Here is a 22,876-nt window from a genome sequence, read left to right as displayed (position 1 = left end):
CGCTCACGAGGTCACCGAGTGGCTGACCCAGGCCGAGCCGACCTCTTTCCAGCAGCGGTCCTCGATCTTGACCGTGCGGCCCGGCTGCACCGCGACCGCGGCGCCGTCGGCGTCGACGTCCCACCAGCGTGCGCACTCGGTGTGGAGCCGGACGAGATCGGTGGTGGGATACGGATTGTGGCAGTAGGCGACCACCCGGGATCCCTCGACCGACGTACGGCATTCGGCGCCCGAGGGCTCGGGCTTCGGCTTCACGAGGGGCGCTGCCGCCCCGCTCCCCGCCCGGTTGGCCGCACTCACGGCGACCGGGGCGAGGAGCCCCGCGACGACGGCCGCCGCTGCGAGCAGAGTCCAGGTTCGGCGACGTGTGGAGCGCACAGCGATCTCCTCCCCACAGCCTGACCAAAAGTCCGGTTCCACCACATTCTGCGGTGGAACGGCCATCTTTTCGACTCGAGCGCCAGGGCTTGATGAGCGCGGGGGCCGGGAGGCCCGGGAGAGCGCGGGGACGGCCCGCGGACACGGCGACGGCCGCGCACCCCCGGCGAGGGGTACGCGGCCGTCGCCGTGAGCCGTGGCGGGTCAGGCGCCGATGATGTGCACACCGCCGTCGACGTGGATGATCTCGCCCGTCGTCTTCGGGAAGAAGTCCGAGAGCAGCGCGACGATGGCACGGCCGGCCGGCTCGGGGTCGTCCATGTCCCACTCCAGCGGCGAGCGGTGGTTCCAGACGTCCGCGAGGTCGACGAAGCCCGGGATGGACTTGGCGGCCATGGAGCCGAGCGGCCCGGCGGAGACCAGGTTGCAGCGCAGGCCGTCCTTGCCCAGGTCACGCGCGAGGTAGCGGGAGGTGGCCTCCAGGGCCGCCTTGGCCGGGCCCATCCAGTCGTACTGCGGCCAGGCGAACTGCGCGTCGAAGGTGAGGCCGACGATCGAGCCGCCGTCGCCCATCAGCGGCTTGCAGGCCATCGCGAGCGACTTCAGCGAGAACGCCGAGACGTGCATCGCGGTGGCGACCGACTCGAACGGGGTGTTCAGGAAGTTGCCGCCGAGCGCGTCCTGCGGCGCGAAGCCGATGGAGTGCACGACGCCGTCCAGCGAACCGAGCTCGTCCTTGACCAGGCCGGCGAGCCGGTCCAGGTGCTCGTCGTCGGTGACGTCGAGCTCGATGACCTTGACGGGCTTCGGGAGCTTCTTGGCGATCCGCTGGGTCAGCGTCGGCCGGGGGAAGGCCGTCAGGATGACCTCGGCGCCCTGCTCCTGGGCCACCTTCGCGGTGTGGAAAGCGATGGACGACTCCATCAGCACACCCGTGATGAGGATGCGCTTGCCGTCGAGAATTCCGCTCATGGTGATCAGTGACCCATGCCCAATCCGCCGTCAACGGGAATGACGGCTCCAGTGATGTAAGACGCGTCGTCGGACGCGAGGAAGCGCACCGCGGCGGCGATCTCGGCGGGCTGCGCGTAGCGGCCGAGCGGCACCTGCGACACGATGCCCTTGCGCTGCTCGTCGGTGAGCACCTGGGTCATGTCGGTGTCGACGAACCCGGGCGAGACGACGTTGAACGTGATGTTCCGCGAGCCGAGCTCACGGGCCAGCGACCGGGCGAAGCCGACCAGGCCCGCCTTGGACGCCGCGTAGTTGGCCTGTCCGGCCGACCCCATCAGGCCGACGACGGAGGAGATCAGGACGACACGGCCCTTCTTCGCGCGCAGCATCGCGCGGTTGGCCCGCTTGACGATGCGGAAGGTGCCGGTGAGGTTGGTGTCGACGACGGACGTGAAGTCGTCCTCGGACATGCGCATCAGCAACTGGTCCTTGGTGATACCGGCGTTGGCCACCAGCACCTCCACGGGACCGTGCTTCTCCTCGATCTCCTTGTAGGCCTGCTCCACCTGCTCGGTGTCGGTGATGTCGCACCGGACCGCGAGGACGCCCGCATCCGTGAGCGCCTGCGGCGGCTCCCCCGAGCGGTAGGTGACGGCCACCTTGTCGCCGTTGTCGACGAAGGCGCGGGCGATGGCGAGGCCGATGCCCCGGTTTCCTCCGGTGACGAGAACCGAGCGGCTCAACGGATCACCCTTTCCTTGGCGGTCTGGTACATCGAAAACCTATCGGTACCACCCCTCATCCAAGGAATCGGCCTCTGACAGCGCCGCCGGGCCACGACTGTTGGATCCCTACAGAACGGCCCGGCCGGGGCACGGCAGCGTAAAACCGGAGCACCGAAGCGCCGCGAACCCCCATGATTCACTGCGGAGACATTTTCAGAAGTGGAGAAGGGGAGGCCCGCGTGGCCCACGAGGTAGATCAGTCGTTCCTGGCCCTGCCGCTGCGTGCCCTCGCCGACGCGGCCCTGGCCCGCGCCCGTGCGCTCGGCGCCGTACACGCGGACTTCCGGTTCGAGCGGGTGCGCGGCGCCTCCTGGCGGCTGCGGGACGCCCGTCCTTCGGGAGCATCGGACACCACCGACACCGGGTACGCGGTCCGGGTGGTGCACGGCGGGGCCTGGGGGTTCGCGTCCGGGGTGGACCTGACGATGGACGCGGCGGCGAAGGTGGCCTCGCGGGCCGTCGCCATGGCGAAGCTGTCGGCGAGGGTGATCGCGGCGGCCGGTTCCGACGAGAGTGCGCGAAGCGCTTCCTCTGAGGGGCGGTGGCGGGAGACGGGCGGGAGCGTCGAGCTGGCGGACGAGCCCGTGCACGGAGAGCGGACCTGGGTGTCGGCGTACGACGTCGACCCGTTCTCCGTACCGGACGAGGAGAAGGCCGGGCTCCTCGCGGAGTGGAGCTCGCGGCTGCTGGCGGCGGACGGGGTGGCCCATGTGGACGCCTCACTGATGACGGTCCACGAGAACAAGTTCTACGCGGACACCGCCGGCACCGTCACCACCCAGCAGCGGGTGCGGGTGCATCCGCAGCTGACCGCGGTGGCCGTGGACTCCGCGACCGGTGAGTTCGACTCGATGCGGACGATCGCCCCGCCTGTGGGCCGCGGCTGGGAGTACCTCACGGGCACGGGCTGGGACTGGGACGCCGAGCTGGAGCGCATCCCGGGGCTGCTGGCAGAGAAGATGCGGGCACCGAGCGTCGAGGCCGGGACGTACGACCTGGTCGTCGACCCGTCCAATCTCTGGCTGACCATCCACGAGTCGATCGGCCATGCGACCGAGCTGGACCGTGCGCTGGGATACGAGGCGGCGTACGCGGGCACGTCGTTCGCGACCTTCGACCAGCTGGGGAAGCTGGCGTACGGCTCCCCCGTGATGAACGTGACCGGTGACCGCACCGCCGAGCACGGCCTCGCGACGATCGGGTACGACGACGAGGGCGTCGAGGCCCAGTCCTGGGACCTCGTCAAGGACGGGACTCTGGTGGGCTACCAGACGGACCGGCGGATCGCGAAGCTGACGGGCCAGGGCCGGTCCAACGGGTGCGCGTACGCCGACTCCCCTGAGCACGTCCCCGTCCAGCGCATGGCGAACGTGTCGCTGCGCCCCGACCCGGGCGGGCTCTCCACGGAGGACCTGATCGGCGGGGTGGAGCGCGGGATCTATGTGGTCGGTGACCGGTCGTGGTCCATCGACATGCAGAGGTACAACTTCCAGTTCACCGGGCAGCGGTTCTTCAGGATCGAGAACGGCAGGCTGGCGGGCCAGCTGCGGGACGTGGCCTACCAGGCGACGACGACGGACTTCTGGGGCTCGATGGAGAAGGTCGGCGGCCCGCAGACCTATGTGCTGGGCGGCGCGTTCAACTGCGGCAAGGCCCAGCCGGGTCAGGTCGCGGCCGTCTCGCACGGCTGCCCCTCCGCCCTCTTCCGAGGCGTGAACATCCTCAACACCACGCAGGAGGGCGGGCGATGAGCCGCGTCAGCAAGCCGTACGAGATCGTCGAGCGCGCGCTGGAGCTGTCCACCGCCGACGGCTGCGTGGTCGTCGCGGAGGAGAACTCCTCCGCCAATCTGCGCTGGGCAGGCAACGCCCTCACCACGAACGGGGTGACGCGGGGGCGGACCCTGACCGTGATCGCGACCGTGGACGGCGCCGAGGGAACGGCGTCCGGTGTGGTGTCCCGTTCCGCCGTCACCGCCGACGACCTGGAGCCGCTGGTGCGGGCCGCCGAGGCCGCCGCACGCGGTGCCGGTCCCGCCGAGGACGCGCAGCCGCTGGTCTCCGGGGTCCCGGTCTCGGCCGACTTCACGGAACCTCCGGCCGAGACCGGCTCCGAGGTCTTCGCCGCCTTCGCCCCGGCGCTCGGTGACGCCTTCGCGCGGGCCCGCTCGGGGGGCCGCCAGCTGTACGGCTTCGCCCACCACCAGCTGAACTCCACCTATCTGGGCACATCGGCGGGGCTGCGGCTGCGCCACGACCAGCCGAACGGGACGCTGGAGCTGAACGCCAAGTCCCCCGACCGGACGCGTTCGGCCTGGGCCGGCCGGGCCACCCGGGACTTCAAGGACGTCGACCCGGCGGCCCTGGACGCGGAGCTGGCGCGGCGCCTGGGCTGGGCGGAGCGCAGGATCGAGCTGCCGGCCGGGCGTTACGAGACGCTGCTGCCGCCGACCGCGGTGGCCGACCTGCTGATCTATCAGTACTGGTCGGCGAGTGCACGCGACGCCGCGGAGGGCCGGACGGTCTTCTCCAGGCCCGGTGGAGGCACGAGGGTCGGCGAGACGCTCTCGGAGCTGCCGCTGACCCTGCGCAGCGATCCGCACGCCCCGGGTCTCGAAGCGGCCCCCTTCGTGATCGCGCACGCGTCGGGCGACGGTTCCTCGGTCTTCGACAACGGGCTGCCGCTGGCTCCGACCGACTGGATCAAGGACGGCAGGCTGGAGCGGCTGACCACGACCCGTCACTCCGCGGGGCTGACCGGTCTGCCGGTGGCGCCGTCGATGGACAATCTCGTGCTGGACGGCGGCGGTGAACGGTCCCTGGAGGAGATGGTGGCCGCGACGACGGGCCGGGCCCTGCTGCTGACCTGTCTCTGGTACATCCGGGAGGTGGATCCGGCCACACTGCTGCTGACCGGTCTGACCCGGGACGGGGTCTATCTGGTGGAGGACGGCGAGGTCGTCGGCGAGGTGAACAACTTCCGGTTCAACGAGTCGCCGGTCGGGCTGCTGTCGAGGGCGTCGGAGGCCGGCCGTACGGAGAAGACGCTGCCGCGCGAGTGGGGCGACTACTTCACCAGGGCCGCCATGCCCGCGCTGCGTATCCCCGACTTCCACATGAGCTCGGTCAGCCGGGGCGTATGACCGCCATAGACTGACCGGACAACCCATCGAACCGTTCGAGGAGAGAAACGACCGTGACGGACATCGTCGACGAGCTGAAGTGGCGCGGGCTGTTCGCCCAGTCCACGGACGAAGACGCATTGCGCAAGGCTCTCGCGGACGGCCCGGTCACCTTCTATTGCGGCTTCGACCCGACCGCGGCGAGTCTGCACGTGGGCCATCTCGTGCAGGTGCTCACCATGCGCAGGCTCCAGCTCGCCGGGCTGAAGCCGCTCGCCCTGGTCGGCGGGGCGACCGGTCAGATCGGTGATCCGCGGCCGACCGCGGAGCGCACGCTGAACGACCCGGAGACCATCGCCGCGTGGGTCCAGCGGCTGCGCGGGCAGATCGAGCCCTTCCTCACCTTCGAGGGCCCGAACGCCGCCACGATGGTGAACAACCTGGACTGGACCGCGGGCCTGTCCGCGATCGAGTTCCTCCGGGACATCGGCAAGCACTTCCGGGTCAACAAGATGCTCGCCAAGGACTCGGTGGCCCGCCGGCTGGAGTCGCAGGAGGGCATCAGCTACACCGAGTTCAGCTACCAGCTCCTGCAGGGCATGGACTTCCTGGAGCTGTACCGGCGCCACGGCTGCACCCTCCAGCAGGGCGGCAGCGACCAGTGGGGCAACCTCACGGCGGGGATCGATCTGATCCACCGCCTGGAGCCGGGCGCCGCCGTGCACGCGCTGGCGACGCCGCTGATGGTGAAGGCCGACGGCACGAAGTTCGGCAAGTCCGAGAGCGGGGCCGTCTGGCTCGACCCGGAGATGACGACGCCGTACGCGTTCTACCAGTTCTGGCTGAATGTGGATGACCGGGACATCTCGACGTACATGCGCATCCTCAGCTTCAAGAGCCGCGAGGAGCTCGACGAGCTGGAGAAGCTCACCGAGGAGCGTCCGCAGGCGCGTTCGGCGCAGCGGTCGCTGGCCGAGGAGCTGACGACGCTGGTGCACGGCGGTGCGCAGTGCGCGGGGGTCATCGCGGCGTCGAAGGCGCTGTTCGGCCAGGGCGATCTCGGTGAGCTGGACGAGGCGACGCTGAGCGCCGCCCTGTCCGAGGTCCCGCACGCCCGGGTCACCGAGCTGGGCCCTGTGGTGGACCTTCTGGTCGAGGTCGGCCTTTCGGCCAGCAAGTCGGCCGCCCGCCGTACGGTCAAGGAGGGCGGGGCCTACGTGAACAACACGAAGGTCACGGACGGCGAGAGCGCCCCGGCGCAGGAGGAGCTGCTGCACGGGCGCTGGCTGGTCCTTCGTCGCGGCAAGAAGAACCTGGCCGCCGTCGAGGTCACCGCGGGCTGACGAGTGCAGCGCGGCACGGCGGCCGGTCACGCGTGACGCGTGGCCGGCCGCGGTGCCGCGCTGCACTCGTCGGCGTCAGGTTCGCTGCCTGTTGCCTCGATTTCCTCTGATCGACTGCCAGAGCGTGGATCCGACACCGACGACGACCAGGGCACCGATCAGCTGCAGCACATGGCGGATCCAGTCGATCCCCTTGGTGTCGTTGACCCCGATCCACGTCGCCACGGCGTTGCCGAGGATGCTGCCGAGGATGCCGAACACCACCGTCAGCCAGAGGGGGATGTTCTGCTTCCCCGGCAGGATCGCCCGGGCGATGACACCCAGTACGAGCCCTACGATGATTGCCCACAACCAGCCCATATCGCCTCCTCGTGCGGCGCAGAGGTGCGCGCGTCCGCCCAGTCTTGCCCTGCGGGACGTACGCCGCATGCCGGACAGGGCCGTACGTGGGACCGCGTCCTGGATCCGGCGTAAGGGACTCGCCCCGGTCTCGAATGCGGCGCAGGCCGGGCGTACCGTGGGAGCCGCACCGTCCGGGGACGTCCGGCACAGAGATCTGGTGGTGGAATCACGATGCGGAAGCAGAGCGGTACGGAGGTCTTCCGGATCACGGGTGCCCGCCAGGGGCTTGCCGACGATGTGCGTGGCAGGCAGCGGCGCTACATCATCTCGATGTCCGTGCGTACCGTCTCGGTGGTGCTGGCCACGACTCTGTGGAATGTCGAGAGGCATGTGGCCGTGGTGGCGCTCGCCTTGGGTCTTCTGCTCCCTTATGTCGCGGTGGTCATCGCCAACGCCGGGCGGGAGAACGCCCCTTCGCTCCCTTCGACGTTCGTGCCGGCACCGGTGCGGCCCGCCGCTCTCGGTACGGCTGCCACGACCGGTCCCGCGGAACCCGGCCCGGAGCCGGGGTCTGCCGGCCACACGGGCGATCCGCGCCCCGCGGGCTGAGTCCCGACGCTCTGCAAAGCTCAAGAAAAGCTCAGATCAATCATGAAGTTCCAGTGCACCGCACCCCATGCCCCATGGCATACTTCGTGAGCGCTCCGCATCCCCCGTCGGAGCGATGGACCGACGCCGGGCAGCTCCCCCCGTGGCTGCTCGGCGTCGCCATTCTCCGGCGGGGATGCGCTGCGGGGGTCCTGTGCGGGAGCGCTTAGGGTTGAGGCCGTGATATTCCCCGACTCCTCCGCCGAGAGCGCCACCGGCGCACCGGTCTGTTCCGCCAAGGGCTGCCGTGCCGACGCCGTGTGGGTGCTCGCCTGGAACAATCCGAAGCTGCACACCCCGGAGCGCCGCAAGACCTGGCTGGCCTGCGACGAGCACCGGGAACACCTGTCGTCGTTCCTCGGGGTGCGCGGCTTCCTCAAGGATGTCGTGACGCTCGCGGAGTGGGAGTCCTCAGCCACCGATCGCTGACATGGGGCGGTCGGGCTGGAGGAAGGTGGGGTCGTCGAGGCCTGAGCCTGCCTTCTTGCCCCACATCGCGAGCTTCCAGATCCTGGCTATCTCCTCGTCCGGCGCGTCGGACCGCAGGGCGCCGCGCAGGTCCGTCTCCTCACGGGCGAAGAGGCAGGTGCGGACCTGTCCGTCGGCGGTGAGCCGGGTGCGGTCGCAGGCCCGGCAGAAGGGCCTGGTCACGGAGGCGATGACGCCGACGCGATGCGGGCCGCCGTCCACGGTCCAGCGCTCCGCCGGGGCCGATCCGCGCTCCTCGCCCCCTTCCTCCGTGAGGGTGAAGCGGGTGCGCAGCGAGGTGAGGATGTCGCCTGCGGTGATCATTCCGTCGCGCTTCCAGCCGTGCTGGGCGTCGAGCGGCATCTGCTCGATGAAGCGCAGCTCGTAGGCGTTGTCCACGGCCCAGGCGAGCAGGTCGGGGGCCTCGTCATCGTTGAGCCCCGGCATGAGGACGGAGTTGACCTTGACCGGGGTGAGTCCTGCTTCGCGGGCGGCCTGGAGCCCCTCCAGCACGTCCTTGTGCCGGTCGCGGCGGGTGAGCGTCTTGAAGACGTCGGGGCGCAGGGTGTCCAGGGATACGTTGACCCGGTCCAGGCCTGCCGCCTTCAGGGCGGCCGCGGTGCGCTTGAGCCCGATGCCGTTGGTCGTGAGCGACATACGGGGGCGGGGCTCCAGGGCGGCGCACCGCTCGACGACGGACACAAGACCGGGGCGCAGGAGCGGCTCGCCGCCGGTGAAGCGGACCTCCGTGATGCCGAGCCGGGTGACGGCGATCTCGACGAGCCGGACGATCTCGTCGTCGCTGAGCAGGTCGGTCCTGGAGAGCCACTGCAGGCCTTCTTCGGGCATGCAGTAGGTGCAGCGGAGATTGCACTTGTCGGTCAGTGAGACACGCAGGTCGGTGGCCACCCGGTCGAAGGTGTCGATGAGCACTGTGGACCCCCTCCCTCGCTGGTACGCGGTTGCGGTGCTGACACGTCCGAGACTACGCGAGGCCGGTGACATCGGGCGGGGCCCGGTTGGCACGAGGTACGACGGGGCCCCGTCGTAGGTCTCTACGACGGGGCCCCGTGTGCCGTGCCGGCGGACCGGTCAGTGGGCTCCGGTGCCGGTGAGGGACTTGACCTCGAGTTCGGCGTACTTGGCCTTGTCCGGCTCCTCCTTGGAGAGGACCGAGCCGACCCAGCCGAGCAGGAAGCCCAGCGGGATGGAGATCAGGCCGGGGTTCTCCAGGGGGAACCAGGCGAAGTCCACGTCCGGGAACATCGAGGAGGCCTTCCCGGAGACGACCGGGGAGAACAGCACCAGGAGGACGGACGAGGCGAGACCGCCGTAGATGGACCAGAGGGCGCCCTGGGTGGTGAAGCGCTTCCAGAAGAGGCTGTAGAGGATGGTCGGCAGGTTGGCCGACGCTGCGACGGCGAAGGCCAGGGCCACGAGCCCCGCGACGTTGAGGTCGCGTGCCATCGCCCCGAGCGCGATGGAGACGACGCCGATGGCGACGGTGGCCCAGCGGGCCGCGCGCATCTCCTCCTTCTCGGTGGCCTTCCCCTTGCGGATGACATTGGCGTAGATGTCGTGGGCGAAGGAGGACGAGGAGGCGAGGGTGAGGCCCGCGACCACGGCGAGGATCGTCGCGAAGGCGACGGCGGAGATGACCGCCAGCATGACGGCGCCCCCGGTGGTGCCGAGTCCGCCGAGATATTCGGCGAGCTGTGGCGCTGCCGCGTTGCCCGCCGGGTTCTTCGCGATGATCTCCTCGGGGCCGATGAGCGCGGCGGCGCCGAAGCCGAGGGCGATCGTCATGAGGTAGAAGACACCGATGATGCCGATGGCCCAGTTCACGGACTTACGGGCGGCCTTGGCGGTCGGGACGGTGTAGAAGCGGATCAGGATGTGCGGGAGTCCGGCGGTGCCGAGTACGAGCGCGATGCCGAGCGAGATGAAGTCCAGCTTCGACACGTCGGTGGCGCCGTACTTGAGGCCGGGCTCCAGGAACGCGGAGCCGTGACCGCTCTTCTCGGCGGCGGTGCCGAGCAGGTCGGAGACGTTGAAGTCGAACTTCCACAGCACCATCAGGGTCATCAGCAGGGCGCCCGCGATGAGCAGCACGGCCTTGACCATCTGCACCCAGGTGGTCCCCTTCATGCCGCCGATGGTGACGTAGAGGATCATGAGCACGCCGACCAGCGCCACGATGAGGATCTTGCCCATGTCGCCGGTGATGCCGAGCAGCAGGGCGACCAGCACACCCGCGCCCGCCATCTGGGCCAGCAGGTAGAAGATCGACACGATGATGGTGGAGACGCCCGCGGCGGTACGCACCGGGCGCTGCCGCATCCGGTAGGCGAGGACGTCGCCCATGGTGTAGCGGCCCGAGTTGCGCAGCGGTTCGGCGACGAGCAGCAGGGCGACGAGCCAGGCGACGAGGAAGCCGATGGAGTAGAGGAAGCCGTCGTAGCCGAAGAGCGCGATGGCCCCGGCGATACCGAGGAAGGACGCTGCCGACATGTAGTCGCCGGAGACGGCGAGTCCGTTCTGGAACGCGGTGAACTGCCGTCCGCCCGCGTAGAAGTCCGACGCGCTCTTGGTCTGCCGGCCGGCCCAGACGGTGATGGCCAGCGTCGCCGCGACGAAGATCGCGAAGAGGGTGATGATCAGCGGCCGGTGCTCGGTCGTCGACGACGCCGTGGCGGCGAGCTGGGTCACGGTGTGCGTGCTGTACGCGGCGCTCATGCGTCGGCCTCCAGACGGGACTTGATGGCCGTCGCCTGCGGATCGAGCTTGTTCGTGGCGTGGCGCGAGTAGAACCACGCGATGAGGAACGTGGTGACGAACTGGGCGAGGCCGAACACGAAGGCGACGTTGAAGTTCGCAAAGACGATCTTGCTCATGAAGTCGTCGGCATAGCTGGACAGCAGCACGTACAGCAGATACCAGGCAATGAAGCCGACAGTCAGCGGAAAGGCGAAGGAGCGGTGGGAGCGGCGCAGTTCGGCGAACTCCGGACTTTTCTGCGCCTCGAGGAACGCCTCGGTCGTGGGCTGGACGGGACTGCCGTCCTCAGGGGGCTGGGGCGGCGGTACTTCGGTGGCCACGGATTCTCCTCGCGACGCGGGTGCGGTGGTGGGGACGGTGGATTTCACTGGGGAGTCCTCTGCTCTGGGGGCGGCTGCACGACTCCCTGTGCAACGGCACGGAGAGCGCGGCGAAGCGGTTCACCGCAGGTTCGGTCTTCTCTGTCCGTCTCCCCCGGACACGACTCCCGGAGGTCACACCTCGAACTCACTTGCCCGTATTCATTGATGCGCCGGGAAGATCAGCGATAACTTCACTGGTCATGTACCGGACCGGGCACAGCTGTGTCCGGCCCCACCGGCACGGATGATGTGGAGAACCCATGGCTCATCTGGCATCCAGACGGACTCGCCTACTCACGCTGCCCGTCGGACTCGCGCTCACCGCCTCGCTCGGCTTCCTCCCGACGGGTGCCGCGGCCGCGGCACCGTCGGACGAGCCGGCGGCGGCGGCGGTTCGGACGGACGGCCCGGAGCTGTCGTACGTCGTGAACACGCGGACGGACCACGGCACCCTCAAGCGAGTGCGGAAGGCCATATCCGCGGCCGGCGGAACCGTCGTGACGTCGTACGACAAGATAGGCGTCGTCGTCGTCCACTCGCAGAACCCGGACTTCGGCACGACGATCCGCAAGGCCAGGGGTGTCCGGTCGGCGGGTGCCACGCGCACCAGCCCTATCGTTCCGCAGGCGACGAAGGACATCGGGGTCCAGCAGCCCCTCACCGCCGCGGAGGCGCGCACGGCGTCGAAGGGCGCGGCGGCGGGCCAGGACGCCCTGGAGCCCCTGCAGTGGGACCTGCCCGCCATCAAGGCGGACAAGGCCCACAAGAAGTCGCTCGGCAGCAGCAAGGTCACGGTGGGCGTCATCGACACCGGTGTGGACGACACGCACCCGGACCTGGCCCCGAACTTCGACCGCAAGGCCTCGGTGAACTGTGTGTCCGGCGCCCCGGACACCACGGACGGCGCCTGGCGTCCCACGGCCGGTGAGAGCCCGCACGGCACGCACGTCGCGGGCACCATAGCCGCGGCGAAGAACGGCACGGGGGTCACCGGCGTCGCTCCCGGCGTGAAGGTCTCCGGCATCAAGGTGTCCACGTCGGACGGCTACTTCTACACCGAGGCCGTCGTCTGCGGCTTCGTCTGGGCCGCCGAGCACGGCGTCGATGTGACGAACAGCAGCTATTACACCGACCCGTGGCAGTTCACCTGCAAGGACGACCCGGACCAGGGCGCCCTGGTCGAGGCGGTCACCCGCGCCACCCGTTACGCGGAGGGCAAGGGCGTCGTCAACGTCGCGGCGGCCGGCAACTCCGAGGAGGACCTGGCGGTCGACGCCATCGAGGACACCACGAGCCCGAACGACGGGACCACGGTCACCCGCACGGTCGACCCGAGCGTCTGCCCCGACATCCCGACCATGCTGCCGGGTGTGGTGACGGTCTCGGCGACGGGTGCGAAGAACCTCAAGTCCTCGTACTCCAACTACGGTCTGGGCGTCATCGACGTCGCGGCCCCCGGCGGTGACTCGACCGCCTACCAGACGCCCGAGGCACCGGCGGACAACGGTCTGATCCTGTCCACGCTGCCCGGCGGCGAATTCGGCTACATGGCCGGTACGTCGATGGCGTCCCCGCACGTCGCGGGTGTCGCGGCCCTGATCAGGTCGACCCACCCGCACACCTCGGCGGCGGCGGTGAAGGCGCTGCTGACGCATCAGGCCGACGCCACCGCGTGCGGCGCGCCGTACGACATCGACGGTGACGGCACCGTCGACGCGGTCTGCGAGGGCGGCAAGCGGTACAACAGCTTCTACGGAGCCGGTGTCGTGGACGCGCTGGACGCGGTCCGCAAGTAGGGCGCACAGGCAGAAGCAAGAATGAGGGGCCGGGGGCGAACTGCCCCCGGCCCCTCCCGCGTACGGCCCCCGCTACGGCTTGATGAGGACCTTGAGAGCGGTGCGCTCGTCCATCGCCTTGCGGCCACCCGGCACCCCGGGTCCTCATTCGTCTCGGATTCTGATACTCCCTTCGCGGTACGCCCCGGGGGCGCCGCCGGTGGAGTGCGCTGTTCCGCCGAGCGCTCCACGGGTGAGCAGGTACTGCGCGGCCAGGTAGGTCAGCATGATCCAGAAATCGTGGGCGGGCAGCTGCGGCCGGCCGGCGATGCCGGTGGCGATGAGCGCGTCGGAGAGCAGGAAGAGCGCGCCACCGAGCGCGGCGTGCCGTCCGAGTGCGCCGGCCCGCCAGGCCATGGCGGCGAGCAGCAGGCTGTATCCGGTCAGCGGGATCCGCAGCCCGCCGGGCAGTCCTGGCCACAGGTACACGAGGAAGGCCACGAGGGCGGCGGCGTAGAGGAGTCCCACGGCGGACCTGATCCCGGCACGGCCGAAGAGCAGGAGATAGCAGACGTGGCCCGCCGCGAAGCAGGCCATCCCGGCGAGGAAGGCGGCGTCCGATTCGGGCATCAGGAGCACGTCCCCCGCCCAGCCGCACAGCAGCGCGGCCACGAGCAGCCGGGGACCGCCGCGCGCCGCGGCGCAGGCGGCGAGCAGCGGCATCAGCAGCGGCTTGGCGACGAGGTGCACGGTCCCCGCCCCGGCCAGGAGTCCGGCCAGGTCGACGACGGCCACGGCGAGGAAGGCCGCGAGCAGCGGGCGCACGAGCCGGGGCGCACCCGCGCGGGGCGTCATCCGGTGCGCTCGGTGGCGACGCGGGCCTGCCCCGGCGCGGTCGTCGACGCCGCACGGGCACTCGCGGGCTGCCAGCCGGGTCCCCGGAAGACCCGTCCGGCCCGCTCGCTCCAGGTGGTGGCCGCCCGTATGTCGCGGGCGATGGCGGCGTACTCGTGGGTCGCGACGCGGAGCGGGTTGTGGGTGTCGATGTTCTTGGTGAGCCCGAAGACCGGCCGCTCGGTCTCGGCGGTGAAGGAGCCGAAGACCCGGTCCCAGACGATCAGGATCCCGCCGAAGTTCCGGTCGAGGTATCCGCCCTGGGAGGCGTGGTGGACCCGGTGGTGGGAGGGGGTGTTGAGGACGAACTCGAAGGGCCGGGGCAGCTTGCCGATCCGCTCGGTGTGCACCCAGAACTGGTAGACGAGATTGGCCGACGAGCAGAAGGCGAGCGCGGCCGGGTGGACCCCGCAGGCGATGAGCGGGACGTAGAACGGCCAGACGGTCAGCGAGGTCCAGGGCTGGCGCAGCGCCGTCGTGAGGTTGAACTTCCGGCTGGAGTGGTGCACCACGTGGCAGGCCCAGAGGATCCGGATGACGTGGTGGCCCCGGTGGGACCAGTAGTAGAAGAAGTCCTGGGCGAACAGCATCAGCGGGACCGTCCACCACAGGACGGGGATACGCAGCGGGGTCAGCTCGTAGACGGCCGCGTAGATCGCGACGATGGGTATCTTCCACAGCAGGTCGAAGACCAGGCTGCCGAGCCCCATGGTGACGCTGGTGGCGGCGTCCTTGGTGTCGTACCCGGCGGCGTCCTCGTCCGGGTGCAGCCGGTGGGACACCATTTCGAGGACGGTGAGCAGGACGAAGGCCGGGATCGACCACAACACGACATCGGGCAGGTTCGGCTCCATGTGAGCACCGTAGGGTCGTTCCGGGTACCGGGGATAGACGTTGTTACTGACAAGTATGTGAGACGTGGCGTCATCAAGATTTGGTGGGTTCCGCCAACTGTCCGTCGTAGGATTTCCGGCACGCGCGTCATCGAGGGGGAGGAACGCACGTGACGGGTACGGAAGTTGCGCTGCTCCGGCTGGCCACCACGGTCGTCGGCGCTGCCGCCAGAGCGCTGCTGGCCCCCCGGCCCGGCGCGGCGCTGGTCCCGGACCCGGTCCGGCCGTTACCCCGCCCTGCGGGGCCGGAACGGCTGGTGAGGGTGCTCGGCGGCCGGCTCACGGAGCGGTACGCGGACCTGCCCCGGCACGAGCGTCTCGCGGCCCTCGACTCCGTGCACGACACCTTCGCCGCCGCGGGTGAGCTGTCCGCCGACCGGCTGCTCGCACTGGGTCTGGACACGGACCGGCTGCACGCCGAGCTGTCCCGTCCTGCCGCGGGCCTTTCCGGCCGGGCGGCCGAGCTGTACGACGAGCTCCTGCACCGGTGCTGCGCCCATGTGCTGGAACAGCTCACCGCCCATCCGTCGTTCGTGGCGCGTGCGACGGTGGAGCAGACCCGGGCGAGCGCGCGGACGCGGGAGCTGGTGGAGGACTTACGAGCCCGGGTCGGCCCCCGGCCGGACGCGGCGGCGCTCGCCTTCGAGCAGCGGTACGCCGATTTCGCGGCCACGGCGAACAGCCGGATGGGGCTGTTCGGGCTGACGCTCGGGCGGTCGGCGAGCGAGTGGCCGCTGGAGACGGCGTACATCAGTCTGAGCGTGAGCGGCGAGGCCGTCCGGCAGGATGCGCTGGATCACGCCGCCCCGGTGACGGTTTCCGTGGAGCAGGCGCTGTCCGGGACGGGGCGGCTGCTGCTGCGCGGTCCGGCCGGTTCCGGCAAGAGCACGCTGGTGCAGTGGCTGGCGCTCAACGCGGCCCGCCGGACCTTCGGCGGAGATCTCGCGGACTGGAACCGCTGCGTGCCGTTCGTGCTGCGGCTGCGCGCCTTCACCGCGCAGGGAGCACTGCCCACTCCTGAGGACTTCCTGCGTGCTGCCGGCATCCCGCTGCACGGCGCGGCACCGGCCGGCTGGGTGGACGGGCTGCTGACCGAGGGGCGGGGCCTGGTCCTGGTGGACGGGGTCGACGAGGTCCCGATGCGGCTGCGTCACCGTACGGAGAAGTGGCTCAAGGACCTGATCGCGGCCTATCCGGAGTCCCGTTTCGTGGTGACGACCCGGCCGTCCGCCGTCCCGGAGAGCTGGCTGTCCGGCTTCGGATTCGAAGCGCACTCGCTGCTGGCGATGGACCGGAGGAACATCCACGCCTTCCTCGGCCACTGGCACGCCGCCGCCCGGTCCGAGTGCGTGTCCGCCGAGCAGCGCGAGGAGCTCGACGGCTACGAGGCCTCGCTGCGCCGTGCCGTGGGAACGCGACGCGACCTGGGGCGGCTCGCGACGAACCCCCTGATGTGCGCCCTGCTCTGCGCGCTCAACCGCGACCGGCGTATGCAGCTGCCCCGCGCCCGTAAGGAGCTGTACGACGCCGCGCTGGACATGTTGCTCGTACGGCGCGACACGGAGCGCGAGATCGCCGGGGTCGAGGGCGTCGACCTGACCCGGGAGGAGCAGACGGCGCTGCTGCAGCGGCTGGCGTACTGGCTGATCCGCAACGGCGAGGCGGAGGCGGACCGCGACGAGGCCGCGGCCATGGTTGCCGAGTGGCTGACGGCGATGCCGCAGGTCCGGGGTACGGCCGATGAGGTCTTCTCGCACCTGCTGATCAGGAGCGGACTGCTCCGTGAACCCGCCCCGGGTGCGGTGGGGTTCGTGCACCGGACGTTCCAGGACTACCTCGGAGCGAAGGCCGCCGTGGAGGCCCGGGACTTCGGAGTGCTGGTCAAGCACGCACACGACGACCAGTGGCACGACGTCGTCCAGATGGCGGTGGGCCACGCACGCGCCGACGAACGGGCCCGGCTTCTGCGCCAGTTGCTCAAGCGCGCGGACCGGACGCGCAAGCACAGGCACCGGCTGGTGCTGCTGGCCGCGGCGAGCCTGGAACACGCACCGGAGCTGGACCCGACCGTACGGGCCGAGGTACAGCGCCAGACGGCGGATCTGCTGCCGCCGCGCACTCGGACGGAGGCGGAGGAGTTGGCCCAGGTCGGCGAACTGGTCCTGGAGCTGCTTCCGGGGCCTGAGGAGGTGCCCGACGAGTATGCGGCGGGCTACGTCGTGTTGACTGCGGCCCTGGTGGGCGGCGAGGCGGCCTACGAGGTGGTCAAGCGCTTCCGGGACGACGAGCGGACCTGGGTCGCCTCCCTGCTGTGCGAGGCGTGGAACTCTTTCGACACCAGCCTCTACGCCCGGGAGGTGCTCGCGGCACAGCGCTGGAACAAGGCCTACGTCTCCGCTGAGACCGCCGAGCAGATGGCCGCTCTACGATACGTGCCTGAGGCCCGCTCGATCCGCCTTCAAGGCGACCACCGGGACCTGTCCCCGCTGGTCGCCCGCCAGGGACTGGGCAGGCTCTTCGTCTTCGACAACAAGGACCTGACCGACATCACCCCGGTGGGCAGCATGCGATCGCTCACCGAGGTGGGCTTCAGCATGTGCCCCGAGATCCGTGACCTGAGCCCGTTGTCAGGCCTTCCGCTGACCTGGCTGTCCCTGATCCAATTGCATCGTGGCCTGCCCGCGGAGCAGCTGGAACCGTTCGCGGACGTGCGCGATGTGGTTCTGGGCCACCGCTTCCCGGTCGAAAGCGTCGGGGAACTGGCCCTGAGCAGCCGCCTCAGAGTGCTCTACCTGATTGGGCAAGTCTCCGAGCTGAGCCTGGAGGGAATCGAACAGTGGACCGAGCTGGAAGAAATTCGCGTCGAGAGCCAGTCGCACCTCCGGTACGTATGCGCGGCTCCGTCCCTCCGTCGCCTCCACCGGCTTGCCCTCGATGGACTGGACGTCCTGGATCTGACCGCGCTTGCCGGCCTCTCCGCGTTGAGCGAACTTGCCTTCTACCGGTGCGACACGCCTCAGGGGTTGGCACCTCTGAGAGAGCTGCCGGCCCTGACCCAGCTCACCCTGTACGCCCGGCCCGGAGGGGGCCCCTACGACCTGACGCCCCTGGCCGGTCTCGACCGGCTCACGATCACCCTAGGCAGCGATACGGGGACCATCGGGGATGACCTGTTCCCGCCCGAGCGGATCGTGCGCCTGCACTGAGGCCCTCACACCCCCGTCACCCCCAGCAGCGCCCCCACCCCGTACGTCACCGCCATGGCCACCGCTCCCCCGGCCATGTTCCGCAGCATCGCGCGCCCTGCCGGCGCCTCGCCGAGCCGGGCGCTCCACCAACCGGTGAGGGCCAGCGCCGCGAGCACGGACAGCACGGTGACGGGCAGCCGCACCGCGGACGGCGGCAGCACGATCGCCAGCAGCGGGAGCAGCGCGCCCACGGTGAAGGCCAGGAAGCTCGCTCCCGCCGCGTGCCAGGGGTTGGTCAGTTCGTCCGGGTCGATACCCAGCTCGACCTCGGCATGGGCGCGCAGCGCGTCGCGTCGGGTGAGCTGCACGGCGGCCTCCCGGGCGAGGCGGTGACTGAGCCCCTTCTTCTCCAGGAGCCCGGTCAGCTCGACGAGCTCGGCCTCCGGGGTCTCCTCCAGCTCCCGCCGCTCCGTCGCCAGCGCGGCCTTCTCCGAATCGCGCTGGGTGGACACCGACACGTATTCGCCGGCCGCCATCGACATGGACCCCGCGAGCAGCCCGGCCAGGCCCGCCGTCAGCAGGACGGAACGGTTCTCGGTGGCCCCGGCCACGCCGACGACGATGCCCGCGGTGGAGACCACCCCGTCGTTGGCGCCGAGCACGGCGGCCCGGAGCCAGTTGAGCCGGGCACCGAGCCCGCCGTGGTGGGGTTCGTCGTGTGTCTGCGCCTGTGTGTCCGTCACCCCGGGAGCGTCTCACCACGCCCTCCCCCGCCGCATCCCCGACCCGCGTTTCCCCTGCCGGCGTCAACTGCTCCGCACCGTGGCCGGGTTCGCCGCGGGAGACGCCCGGATAGGCCGCTGTCGGTGTCGGCCCGTATTCTCTGTGACCATGCTCGACGACCGTCAGACCGCAGCGCCGTGGCCGGCCGCGTATCCCCAGGGGTACGCGGTCGTCGACGTGGAGACCACCGGACTCGCCCGCGACGACCGGATAATCTCCGCTGCCGTGTACCGCCTGGACGCGAGAGGGGACGTCGAGGACCACTGGTACACGCTGGTGAACCCCGAGCGGGATCCAGGACCCGTCTGGATCCACGGGCTGACCAGCGACGTCCTGGAGGGCGCCCCCCTCTTCCCCGAAGTCGCCGCGCAGCTGTCCGAGCGGCTCGCGGGCCGGGTGCTCGTCGCCCACAACGCCGCGTTCGACTGGTCGATGATCGCCCGGGAGTACGCGCGTGCGACGGTCACCGCGCCCGTCGAGCAGCGGCTGTGCACCATCGCGCTCGCCAAGGAGCTCCGCCTCCCGCTGCCCAACCACAAGCTGGAGTCGCTGGCCGCGCACTTCGGTGTGGTGCAGCGAAACGCTCACCACGCGCTGGACGACGCGCGGGTGCTGGCCGAGGCGTTCCGGCCGAGTCTGCACGCGGCGGCCAGGGACGGTGTACGACTGCCGCTGCTGGAGTGCCGCCCGCTGACGGAGTGGTACGACTCCCCGGTCGTCCCGCGCGCCGGCTACCGGCCGTCGCAGAGCCAGGGCAGCTGGCGTCCCTCGCGCAAGCGGCCCGCGTGCCCCTATCCGAACCCCGGGCGCTACGAGTCGGACAAGCCCCTCATGCAGGGCATGCGGGTGGCCTTCTCGGGGGACACCTCGGTCGACCGGGAGCTGCTGGAGGACCGCGCGGTGGAGGCCGGCCTGCACGTGGCGACCAGCGTGTCGCGGCTGACGAGTCTGCTCGTCACCAACGACCCGGACTCGGCGACGTCGAAGACGGTGAAGGCGAAGTCGTTCGGCACCCCGATCCTGGAGGAGAGCGCCTTCACCCATCTGCTGAGGGATGTGGCACCGGCCGGGTCGGTCGCGGTACCGAAGCCGTCACCGTCATCGGAGTGAACCGGGGGCGACTCGCCCCGCGTCGGCTCGCCCGTCGCCGCCCGGCATCCCACCCTGTGGCGCATGGCACGTTGTGAGGTTTGCGGAAACGACTACGGGATGTCCTTCGAGGTGCACGCGCAGGGCGCTGTGCATGTCTTCGACTGCTTCTCCTGCGCCATTCACCGCATGGCGCCCATCTGTGAGCACTGCCGGGTCCAGGTGATCGGCCAGGGCGTCGAGGTCGAAGGCCACTGGTACTGCGGCGGCCACTGCGCCCGCGCCGAGGGAAGGGCGGGCATCGTGGACAAAGTATGACGGGCCGCCCCCCGTCCGCACGGGACCCCTCCGTGCCGCACCCCATGGCCCCGGTTGTACGGTCATGGGGTGTACCGCTTCCTGTTGACCCGGCAGTGGGTGATTCTCACCCTCCTCGTCCTCGCCTTGATCCCCACGATGGTGGAGCTGGGTTTCTGGCAGCTGCACCGGCACGAACACAAGGTCGAGCAGAACTCACTGATCACGCGGAACCTCGAAGCCGACCCGGTCCCCGTCACCCGTCTCACCTCTCCCGGGCACACGGTCCCCCGCTCCGACTACTGGCGCACCGTGACGGCCACCGGGACGTACGACACCGAGCACGAGGTGGTCGTACGCCGGCGCACCTCGCGGGACGAGCGCATCGGCGTCCTGGTCCTGACCCCGCTCGACCTCAAGGGCGGCGGCACGGTCCTGGTCAACCGCGGCTGGGCCCCGGCCGCCGACGACCAGCAGGCCTTCCCGAAGGTCCCCGCTCCGCCGCGCGGCGAGGTCACGCTCACAGGCCGGCTCAAGGCTGACGAGACGACGAGCGCCAGCGGCATCAAGGACCTCGAAGGCCTGCCCGACCGCCAGGTGATGCTGATCAACAGCTCCCAGCAGTCGCACCTGCTCGGCCACCCCGTGCTGGGCGGGTACGTCGAGCTGACCGATCCCGAACCCGCCGGCGGCAGCCCGGAGACGATCGCCGCCCCCGACGACGGCTCCATCGGTCCGCACATGGCATACGCGGTCCAGTGGTGGCTCTTCGCCGCCGGGGTCCCGGTCGGCTGGGTCATCCTCGCCCGCCGTGACAAGCGCGACCGCGAAGAGGCCGCTGCCAAGGACGCCGAGAACGCCCAGCACAACGACGATGCGCAGGAGCCGGAGCCCGCGACCGTGTAGGCGTCCCGGTCCGCTCCCCGCTGTTCGCACGGCTTTCGCTGCTTAGCGGGGCTCAGGTTCGGGAAGACGCCAGAGCGTGACCCCACGTATCGAGGACTACGCCGTCATCGGCGATCTCCAGACCGCCGCCCTGGTCGGCAGAAACGGTTCCGTCGACTGGCTCTGCCTGCCCCGCTTCGACTCGGGTGCCTGCTTCGCGGCGCTGCTCGGCGACGAGGACAACGGCCACTGGCGCATCGCTCCCCAGGGCACGGACAGCACGGACGTCTGCACCCGGCGCGCCTATGCGGGCGACTCCCTGGTCCTGGAGACCTTCTGGGAGACCAGGACCGGGACCGTCAAGGTCATCGACTTCATGCCGCAGCGCGACAAGGCCCCCGACGTCATGCGGATCATCGAGGGTGTCAGCGGCAATGTCGACATGAGCTCCGTCCTGCGGCTGCGGTTCGACTTCGGCTCGGTGGTCCCCTGGATGCGCCGCTCGCACGGCCACCGGGTGGCGGTCGCGGGACCCGACTCCGTCTGGCTGCGCAGCGAGCCCTCGGTGAAGACGTGGGGCCAGCAGTTCAGCACCTGCTCCTCCTTCACGGTCGCCGAGGGCGAGCGGGTGGCGTTCGTCCTCACCTGGCACCCCTCGCACTCACCGCGCCCCAAGCTGATCGACCCCCACAAGGCGCTGAAGCACACCCTCGCCGACTGGGCGAAGTGGTCGGCGCGCTGCACGTACCACGGCAAGCACCGGGAGGCGGTGCTCCGCTCCCTGATCACCCTGAAGGCCCTCACCTACGCCCCCACCGGGGGGATCGTCGCGGCCCTGACGACCTCGCTGCCGGAGGAGATCGGGGGCGTACGGAACTGGGACTACCGCTACTGCTGGCTGCGGGACTCCACCCTCACCCTGGGCGCCATGATCTCGGTCGGATACATGGAGGAGGCCGCCGCCTGGCGGGACTGGCTGCTGCGGGCCGTGGCCGGTGACCCCGCGGACCTCCAGATCATGTACGGGCTCGCCGGTGAACGCCGGCTTCCCGAGACGGAGCTGCCGTGGCTGCGGGGCTACGAGAATTCACTGCCGGTCCGCACGGGCAACGCGGCGGTGCGCCAGCAGCAGCTCGACGTGTACGGCGAGGTCATCGACTCGCTGAGGGTGGCGCGCGAGGCGGGGCTCCACGACAAGCCGCACGCCTGGAATCTGCAGTTGAGTCTGCTCGGCTTCCTGGAGTCCACCTGGCGCGAGGCGGACGAGGGCCTGTGGGAGGTGCGCGGGCAGCGCCGCCACTTCGTGCACTCCAAGGTGATGGCCTGGGTCGCGGCCGACCGCGCGGTGCGCACCCTGGAGGAGAACCCCGATCTGCCGGGGGACGCCGACCGGTGGCGGGCGATGCGGGACGCCGTCCACGCCGAGGTCTGCGAGAAGGGCTACGACCCCGTACGCAATACCTTCACCCAGTACTACGGCTCCCAGGAGCTGGACGCCGCCACGCTCCTCATCGTGCGTACCGGCTTCCTGCCGCCCGACGACCCACGGGTGAGGGGGACCGTCGACGCGGTGCGCAGCGAGCTCGGCCACGACGGTCTGATCCGCCGCTACAGCACCGAGGGCGGGTCGGTGGACGGCCTCCCGGGCGAGGAGGGCGCCTTCCTCGCATGCTCGTTCTGGCTGGTCGACGCCCTGACGCGGACGGGCCGCAGGGACGAGGCCGAAGTCCTCTTCGAACGGCTGCTGGAGCTGCGCAACGACGTGGGGCTGCTGGCCGAGGAGTACGACCCGGTGGCCGGGCGGCAGCTCGGCAACTACCCGCAGGCCTTCAGCCACGTCGGCCTGGTGAACAGTGCGGTCGACCTCGCCGGTGAGCACTTGGCAGGATAGGG

At 70.2% G+C, this 22,876-nt stretch carries 21 protein-coding genes; 11 read left to right on the top strand and 10 right to left on the bottom strand.

Translation table 11 applies throughout. The features are described 5' to 3' along the window. Positions 1–3 precede the first annotated feature (3 nt). The 3 genes from AB0C75_RS06160 to fabG all read right to left on the bottom strand — a co-directional run bounded on the left by AB0C75_RS06160 (position 4) and on the right by fabG (position 2,075). Positions 4–378: a hypothetical protein gene (locus AB0C75_RS06160; protein ID WP_362887553.1), complete on the bottom strand. Its 375-nt coding sequence runs from the start codon at positions 376–378 to the stop codon at positions 4–6. Between the two features lie 204 nt (positions 379–582). After that, entirely contained in the window at positions 583–1,350 is a 768-nt protein-coding gene (gene fabI / locus AB0C75_RS06155; RefSeq protein WP_362887551.1) for an enoyl-ACP reductase FabI, read from the bottom strand. 5 nt (positions 1,351–1,355) lie between these two features. Beyond that, positions 1,356–2,075, bottom strand: a complete 720-nt coding sequence (fabG, locus tag AB0C75_RS06150; RefSeq protein ID WP_362887549.1) for a 3-oxoacyl-[acyl-carrier-protein] reductase — start codon at positions 2,073–2,075, stop codon at positions 1,356–1,358. Between the two features lie 221 nt (positions 2,076–2,296). Here fabG and AB0C75_RS06145 point away from each other — a divergent pair, with 221 nt between their 5' ends. The 3 genes from AB0C75_RS06145 to tyrS are packed head-to-tail and all read left to right on the top strand — an operon-like array spanning position 2,297 to position 6,581. Continuing rightward, on the top strand, positions 2,297–3,868 hold the full coding sequence (locus AB0C75_RS06145; RefSeq protein ID WP_362887547.1) for a TldD/PmbA family protein: 1,572 nt from the start codon (positions 2,297–2,299) through the stop codon (positions 3,866–3,868). After that, a complete protein-coding gene (locus AB0C75_RS06140) occupies positions 3,865–5,259 on the top strand; it encodes a metallopeptidase TldD-related protein (RefSeq protein ID WP_362887545.1) in 1,395 nt (464 codons plus the stop codon). Before AB0C75_RS06145 ends, AB0C75_RS06140 begins: the two co-directional genes overlap by 4 nt. Before the next feature lie 53 nt (positions 5,260–5,312). After that, positions 5,313–6,581 (top strand): tyrosine--tRNA ligase, encoded by a 1,269-nt coding sequence (gene tyrS / locus AB0C75_RS06135; RefSeq protein ID WP_362887544.1) that lies wholly within the window; start codon positions 5,313–5,315, stop codon positions 6,579–6,581. Positions 6,582–6,656: 75 nt separating this feature from the next. Here tyrS and AB0C75_RS06130 read toward each other — a convergent pair whose 3' ends face one another. Continuing rightward, positions 6,657–6,941: a GlsB/YeaQ/YmgE family stress response membrane protein gene (locus AB0C75_RS06130; protein ID WP_362887542.1), complete on the bottom strand. Its 285-nt coding sequence runs from the start codon at positions 6,939–6,941 to the stop codon at positions 6,657–6,659. A gap of 213 nt (positions 6,942–7,154) precedes the next feature. On the opposite strand from AB0C75_RS06130, the gene AB0C75_RS06125 reads away from it, so the two are divergent. Together AB0C75_RS06125 and AB0C75_RS06120 are read left to right on the top strand one after the other, a co-directional pair. After that, a complete protein-coding gene (locus tag AB0C75_RS06125; RefSeq protein WP_362887540.1) occupies positions 7,155–7,532 on the top strand; it encodes a DUF3099 domain-containing protein in 378 nt (125 codons plus the stop codon). Between the two features lie 219 nt (positions 7,533–7,751). Beyond that, the gene (locus tag AB0C75_RS06120) at positions 7,752–8,000 is read left to right on the top strand and encodes a hypothetical protein (RefSeq protein ID WP_362887538.1); all 249 of its coding nucleotides are present in this window, start codon (positions 7,752–7,754) and stop codon (positions 7,998–8,000) included. Here the strand turns inward: AB0C75_RS06120 and moaA are convergent. The 3 genes from moaA to AB0C75_RS06105 all read right to left on the bottom strand — a co-directional run bounded on the left by moaA (position 7,983) and on the right by AB0C75_RS06105 (position 11,137). After that, a complete protein-coding gene (gene moaA / locus AB0C75_RS06115) occupies positions 7,983–9,044 on the bottom strand; it encodes a GTP 3',8-cyclase MoaA (protein WP_362887537.1) in 1,062 nt (353 codons plus the stop codon). The two genes, AB0C75_RS06120 and moaA, sit on opposite strands and share 18 nt — an antisense overlap. An 87-nt stretch (positions 9,045–9,131) precedes the next feature. Continuing rightward, positions 9,132–10,775 carry a cation acetate symporter gene (locus AB0C75_RS06110; RefSeq protein ID WP_362887535.1) on the bottom strand — a complete coding sequence of 548 codons (1,644 nt, stop codon included), beginning with the start codon at positions 10,773–10,775 and terminating at the stop codon, positions 9,132–9,134. Continuing rightward, entirely contained in the window at positions 10,772–11,137 is a 366-nt protein-coding gene (locus tag AB0C75_RS06105) for a DUF485 domain-containing protein (protein ID WP_362887533.1), read from the bottom strand. Before AB0C75_RS06105 ends, AB0C75_RS06110 begins: the two co-directional genes overlap by 4 nt. Before the next feature lie 302 nt (positions 11,138–11,439). Here AB0C75_RS06105 and AB0C75_RS06100 point away from each other — a divergent pair, with 302 nt between their 5' ends. Next, positions 11,440–12,975: a S8 family serine peptidase gene (locus tag AB0C75_RS06100; RefSeq protein ID WP_362887531.1), complete on the top strand. Its 1,536-nt coding sequence runs from the start codon at positions 11,440–11,442 to the stop codon at positions 12,973–12,975. A gap of 144 nt (positions 12,976–13,119) precedes the next feature. Here the strand turns inward: AB0C75_RS06100 and AB0C75_RS06095 are convergent, their stop codons facing one another. Both AB0C75_RS06095 and AB0C75_RS06090 read right to left on the bottom strand, forming a co-directional pair. Further along, on the bottom strand, positions 13,120–13,809 hold the full coding sequence (locus tag AB0C75_RS06095; RefSeq protein ID WP_362887529.1) for a lysoplasmalogenase: 690 nt from the start codon (positions 13,807–13,809) through the stop codon (positions 13,120–13,122). Further along, entirely contained in the window at positions 13,806–14,702 is an 897-nt protein-coding gene (locus AB0C75_RS06090; protein WP_362887527.1) for a sterol desaturase family protein, read from the bottom strand. The genes AB0C75_RS06095 and AB0C75_RS06090 overlap by 4 nt, the downstream gene beginning before the upstream one ends. 149 nt (positions 14,703–14,851) lie before the next feature. Between AB0C75_RS06090 and AB0C75_RS06085 the strand changes: the two genes are divergently transcribed. Next, positions 14,852–17,947 (top strand): NACHT domain-containing protein, encoded by a 3,096-nt coding sequence (locus AB0C75_RS06085; RefSeq protein WP_362887525.1) that lies wholly within the window; start codon positions 14,852–14,854, stop codon positions 17,945–17,947. Between the two features lie 5 nt (positions 17,948–17,952). Here the strand turns inward: AB0C75_RS06085 and AB0C75_RS06080 are convergent, their stop codons facing one another. Further along, complete coding sequence (locus AB0C75_RS06080; RefSeq protein ID WP_362887523.1) at positions 17,953–18,672, bottom strand: VIT family protein; 720 nt, start codon at positions 18,670–18,672, stop codon at positions 17,953–17,955. Positions 18,673–18,814: 142 nt separating this feature from the next. Here AB0C75_RS06080 and AB0C75_RS06075 point away from each other — a divergent pair, with 142 nt between their 5' ends. From AB0C75_RS06075 to AB0C75_RS06060, 4 genes are all read left to right on the top strand, one after another. Next, on the top strand, positions 18,815–19,822 hold the full coding sequence (locus AB0C75_RS06075; protein ID WP_362887521.1) for a DEDDh family exonuclease: 1,008 nt from the start codon (positions 18,815–18,817) through the stop codon (positions 19,820–19,822). A 63-nt stretch (positions 19,823–19,885) separates the two neighbouring features. Beyond that, positions 19,886–20,119, top strand: coding sequence for a hypothetical protein (locus tag AB0C75_RS06070; protein ID WP_014156997.1), 234 nt, complete (start codon positions 19,886–19,888; stop codon positions 20,117–20,119). Positions 20,120–20,188: 69 nt separating this feature from the next. Next, positions 20,189–21,004 (top strand): SURF1 family protein, encoded by an 816-nt coding sequence (locus tag AB0C75_RS06065; RefSeq protein ID WP_362887519.1) that lies wholly within the window; start codon positions 20,189–20,191, stop codon positions 21,002–21,004. Between the two features lie 76 nt (positions 21,005–21,080). After that, a complete protein-coding gene (locus AB0C75_RS06060) occupies positions 21,081–22,874 on the top strand; it encodes a glycoside hydrolase family 15 protein (protein ID WP_362887517.1) in 1,794 nt (597 codons plus the stop codon). Positions 22,875–22,876: the final 2 nt, after the last annotated feature.

This window comes from Streptomyces sp. NPDC048565 (assembly GCF_040650935.1).
GTDB lineage: Bacteria > Actinomycetota > Actinomycetes > Streptomycetales > Streptomycetaceae > Streptomyces.
Note: the sequence above shows the minus strand (reverse complement) of the source record. Positions and strands in the feature narration are given on the sequence as shown.

What these genes read in the sequence shown, in the direction of transcription:
- AB0C75_RS06100 (WP_362887531.1), top strand. Translation starts at nt 11,440, where the DNA reads ATGGCTCATCTGGCATCCAGACGGACTCGCCTACTCACGCTGCCCGTC.
- AB0C75_RS06130 (WP_362887542.1), bottom strand. Translation starts at nt 6,941, where the DNA reads ATGGGCTGGTTGTGGGCAATCATCGTAGGGCTCGTACTGGGTGTCATC.
- fabI (WP_362887551.1), bottom strand. Translation starts at nt 1,350, where the DNA reads ATGAGCGGAATTCTCGACGGCAAGCGCATCCTCATCACGGGTGTGCTG.
- moaA (WP_362887537.1), bottom strand. Translation starts at nt 9,044, where the DNA reads ATGTCACCGGCCTCGCGTAGTCTCGGACGTGTCAGCACCGCAACCGCG.
- AB0C75_RS06110 (WP_362887535.1), bottom strand. Translation starts at nt 10,775, where the DNA reads ATGAGCGCCGCGTACAGCACGCACACCGTGACCCAGCTCGCCGCCACG.
- AB0C75_RS06095 (WP_362887529.1), bottom strand. Translation starts at nt 13,809, where the DNA reads ATGACGCCCCGCGCGGGTGCGCCCCGGCTCGTGCGCCCGCTGCTCGCG.
- AB0C75_RS06140 (WP_362887545.1), top strand. Translation starts at nt 3,865, where the DNA reads ATGAGCCGCGTCAGCAAGCCGTACGAGATCGTCGAGCGCGCGCTGGAG.
- AB0C75_RS06090 (WP_362887527.1), bottom strand. Translation starts at nt 14,702, where the DNA reads ATGGAGCCGAACCTGCCCGATGTCGTGTTGTGGTCGATCCCGGCCTTC.
- AB0C75_RS06125 (WP_362887540.1), top strand. Translation starts at nt 7,155, where the DNA reads ATGCGGAAGCAGAGCGGTACGGAGGTCTTCCGGATCACGGGTGCCCGC.
- AB0C75_RS06070 (WP_014156997.1), top strand. Translation starts at nt 19,886, where the DNA reads ATGGCACGTTGTGAGGTTTGCGGAAACGACTACGGGATGTCCTTCGAG.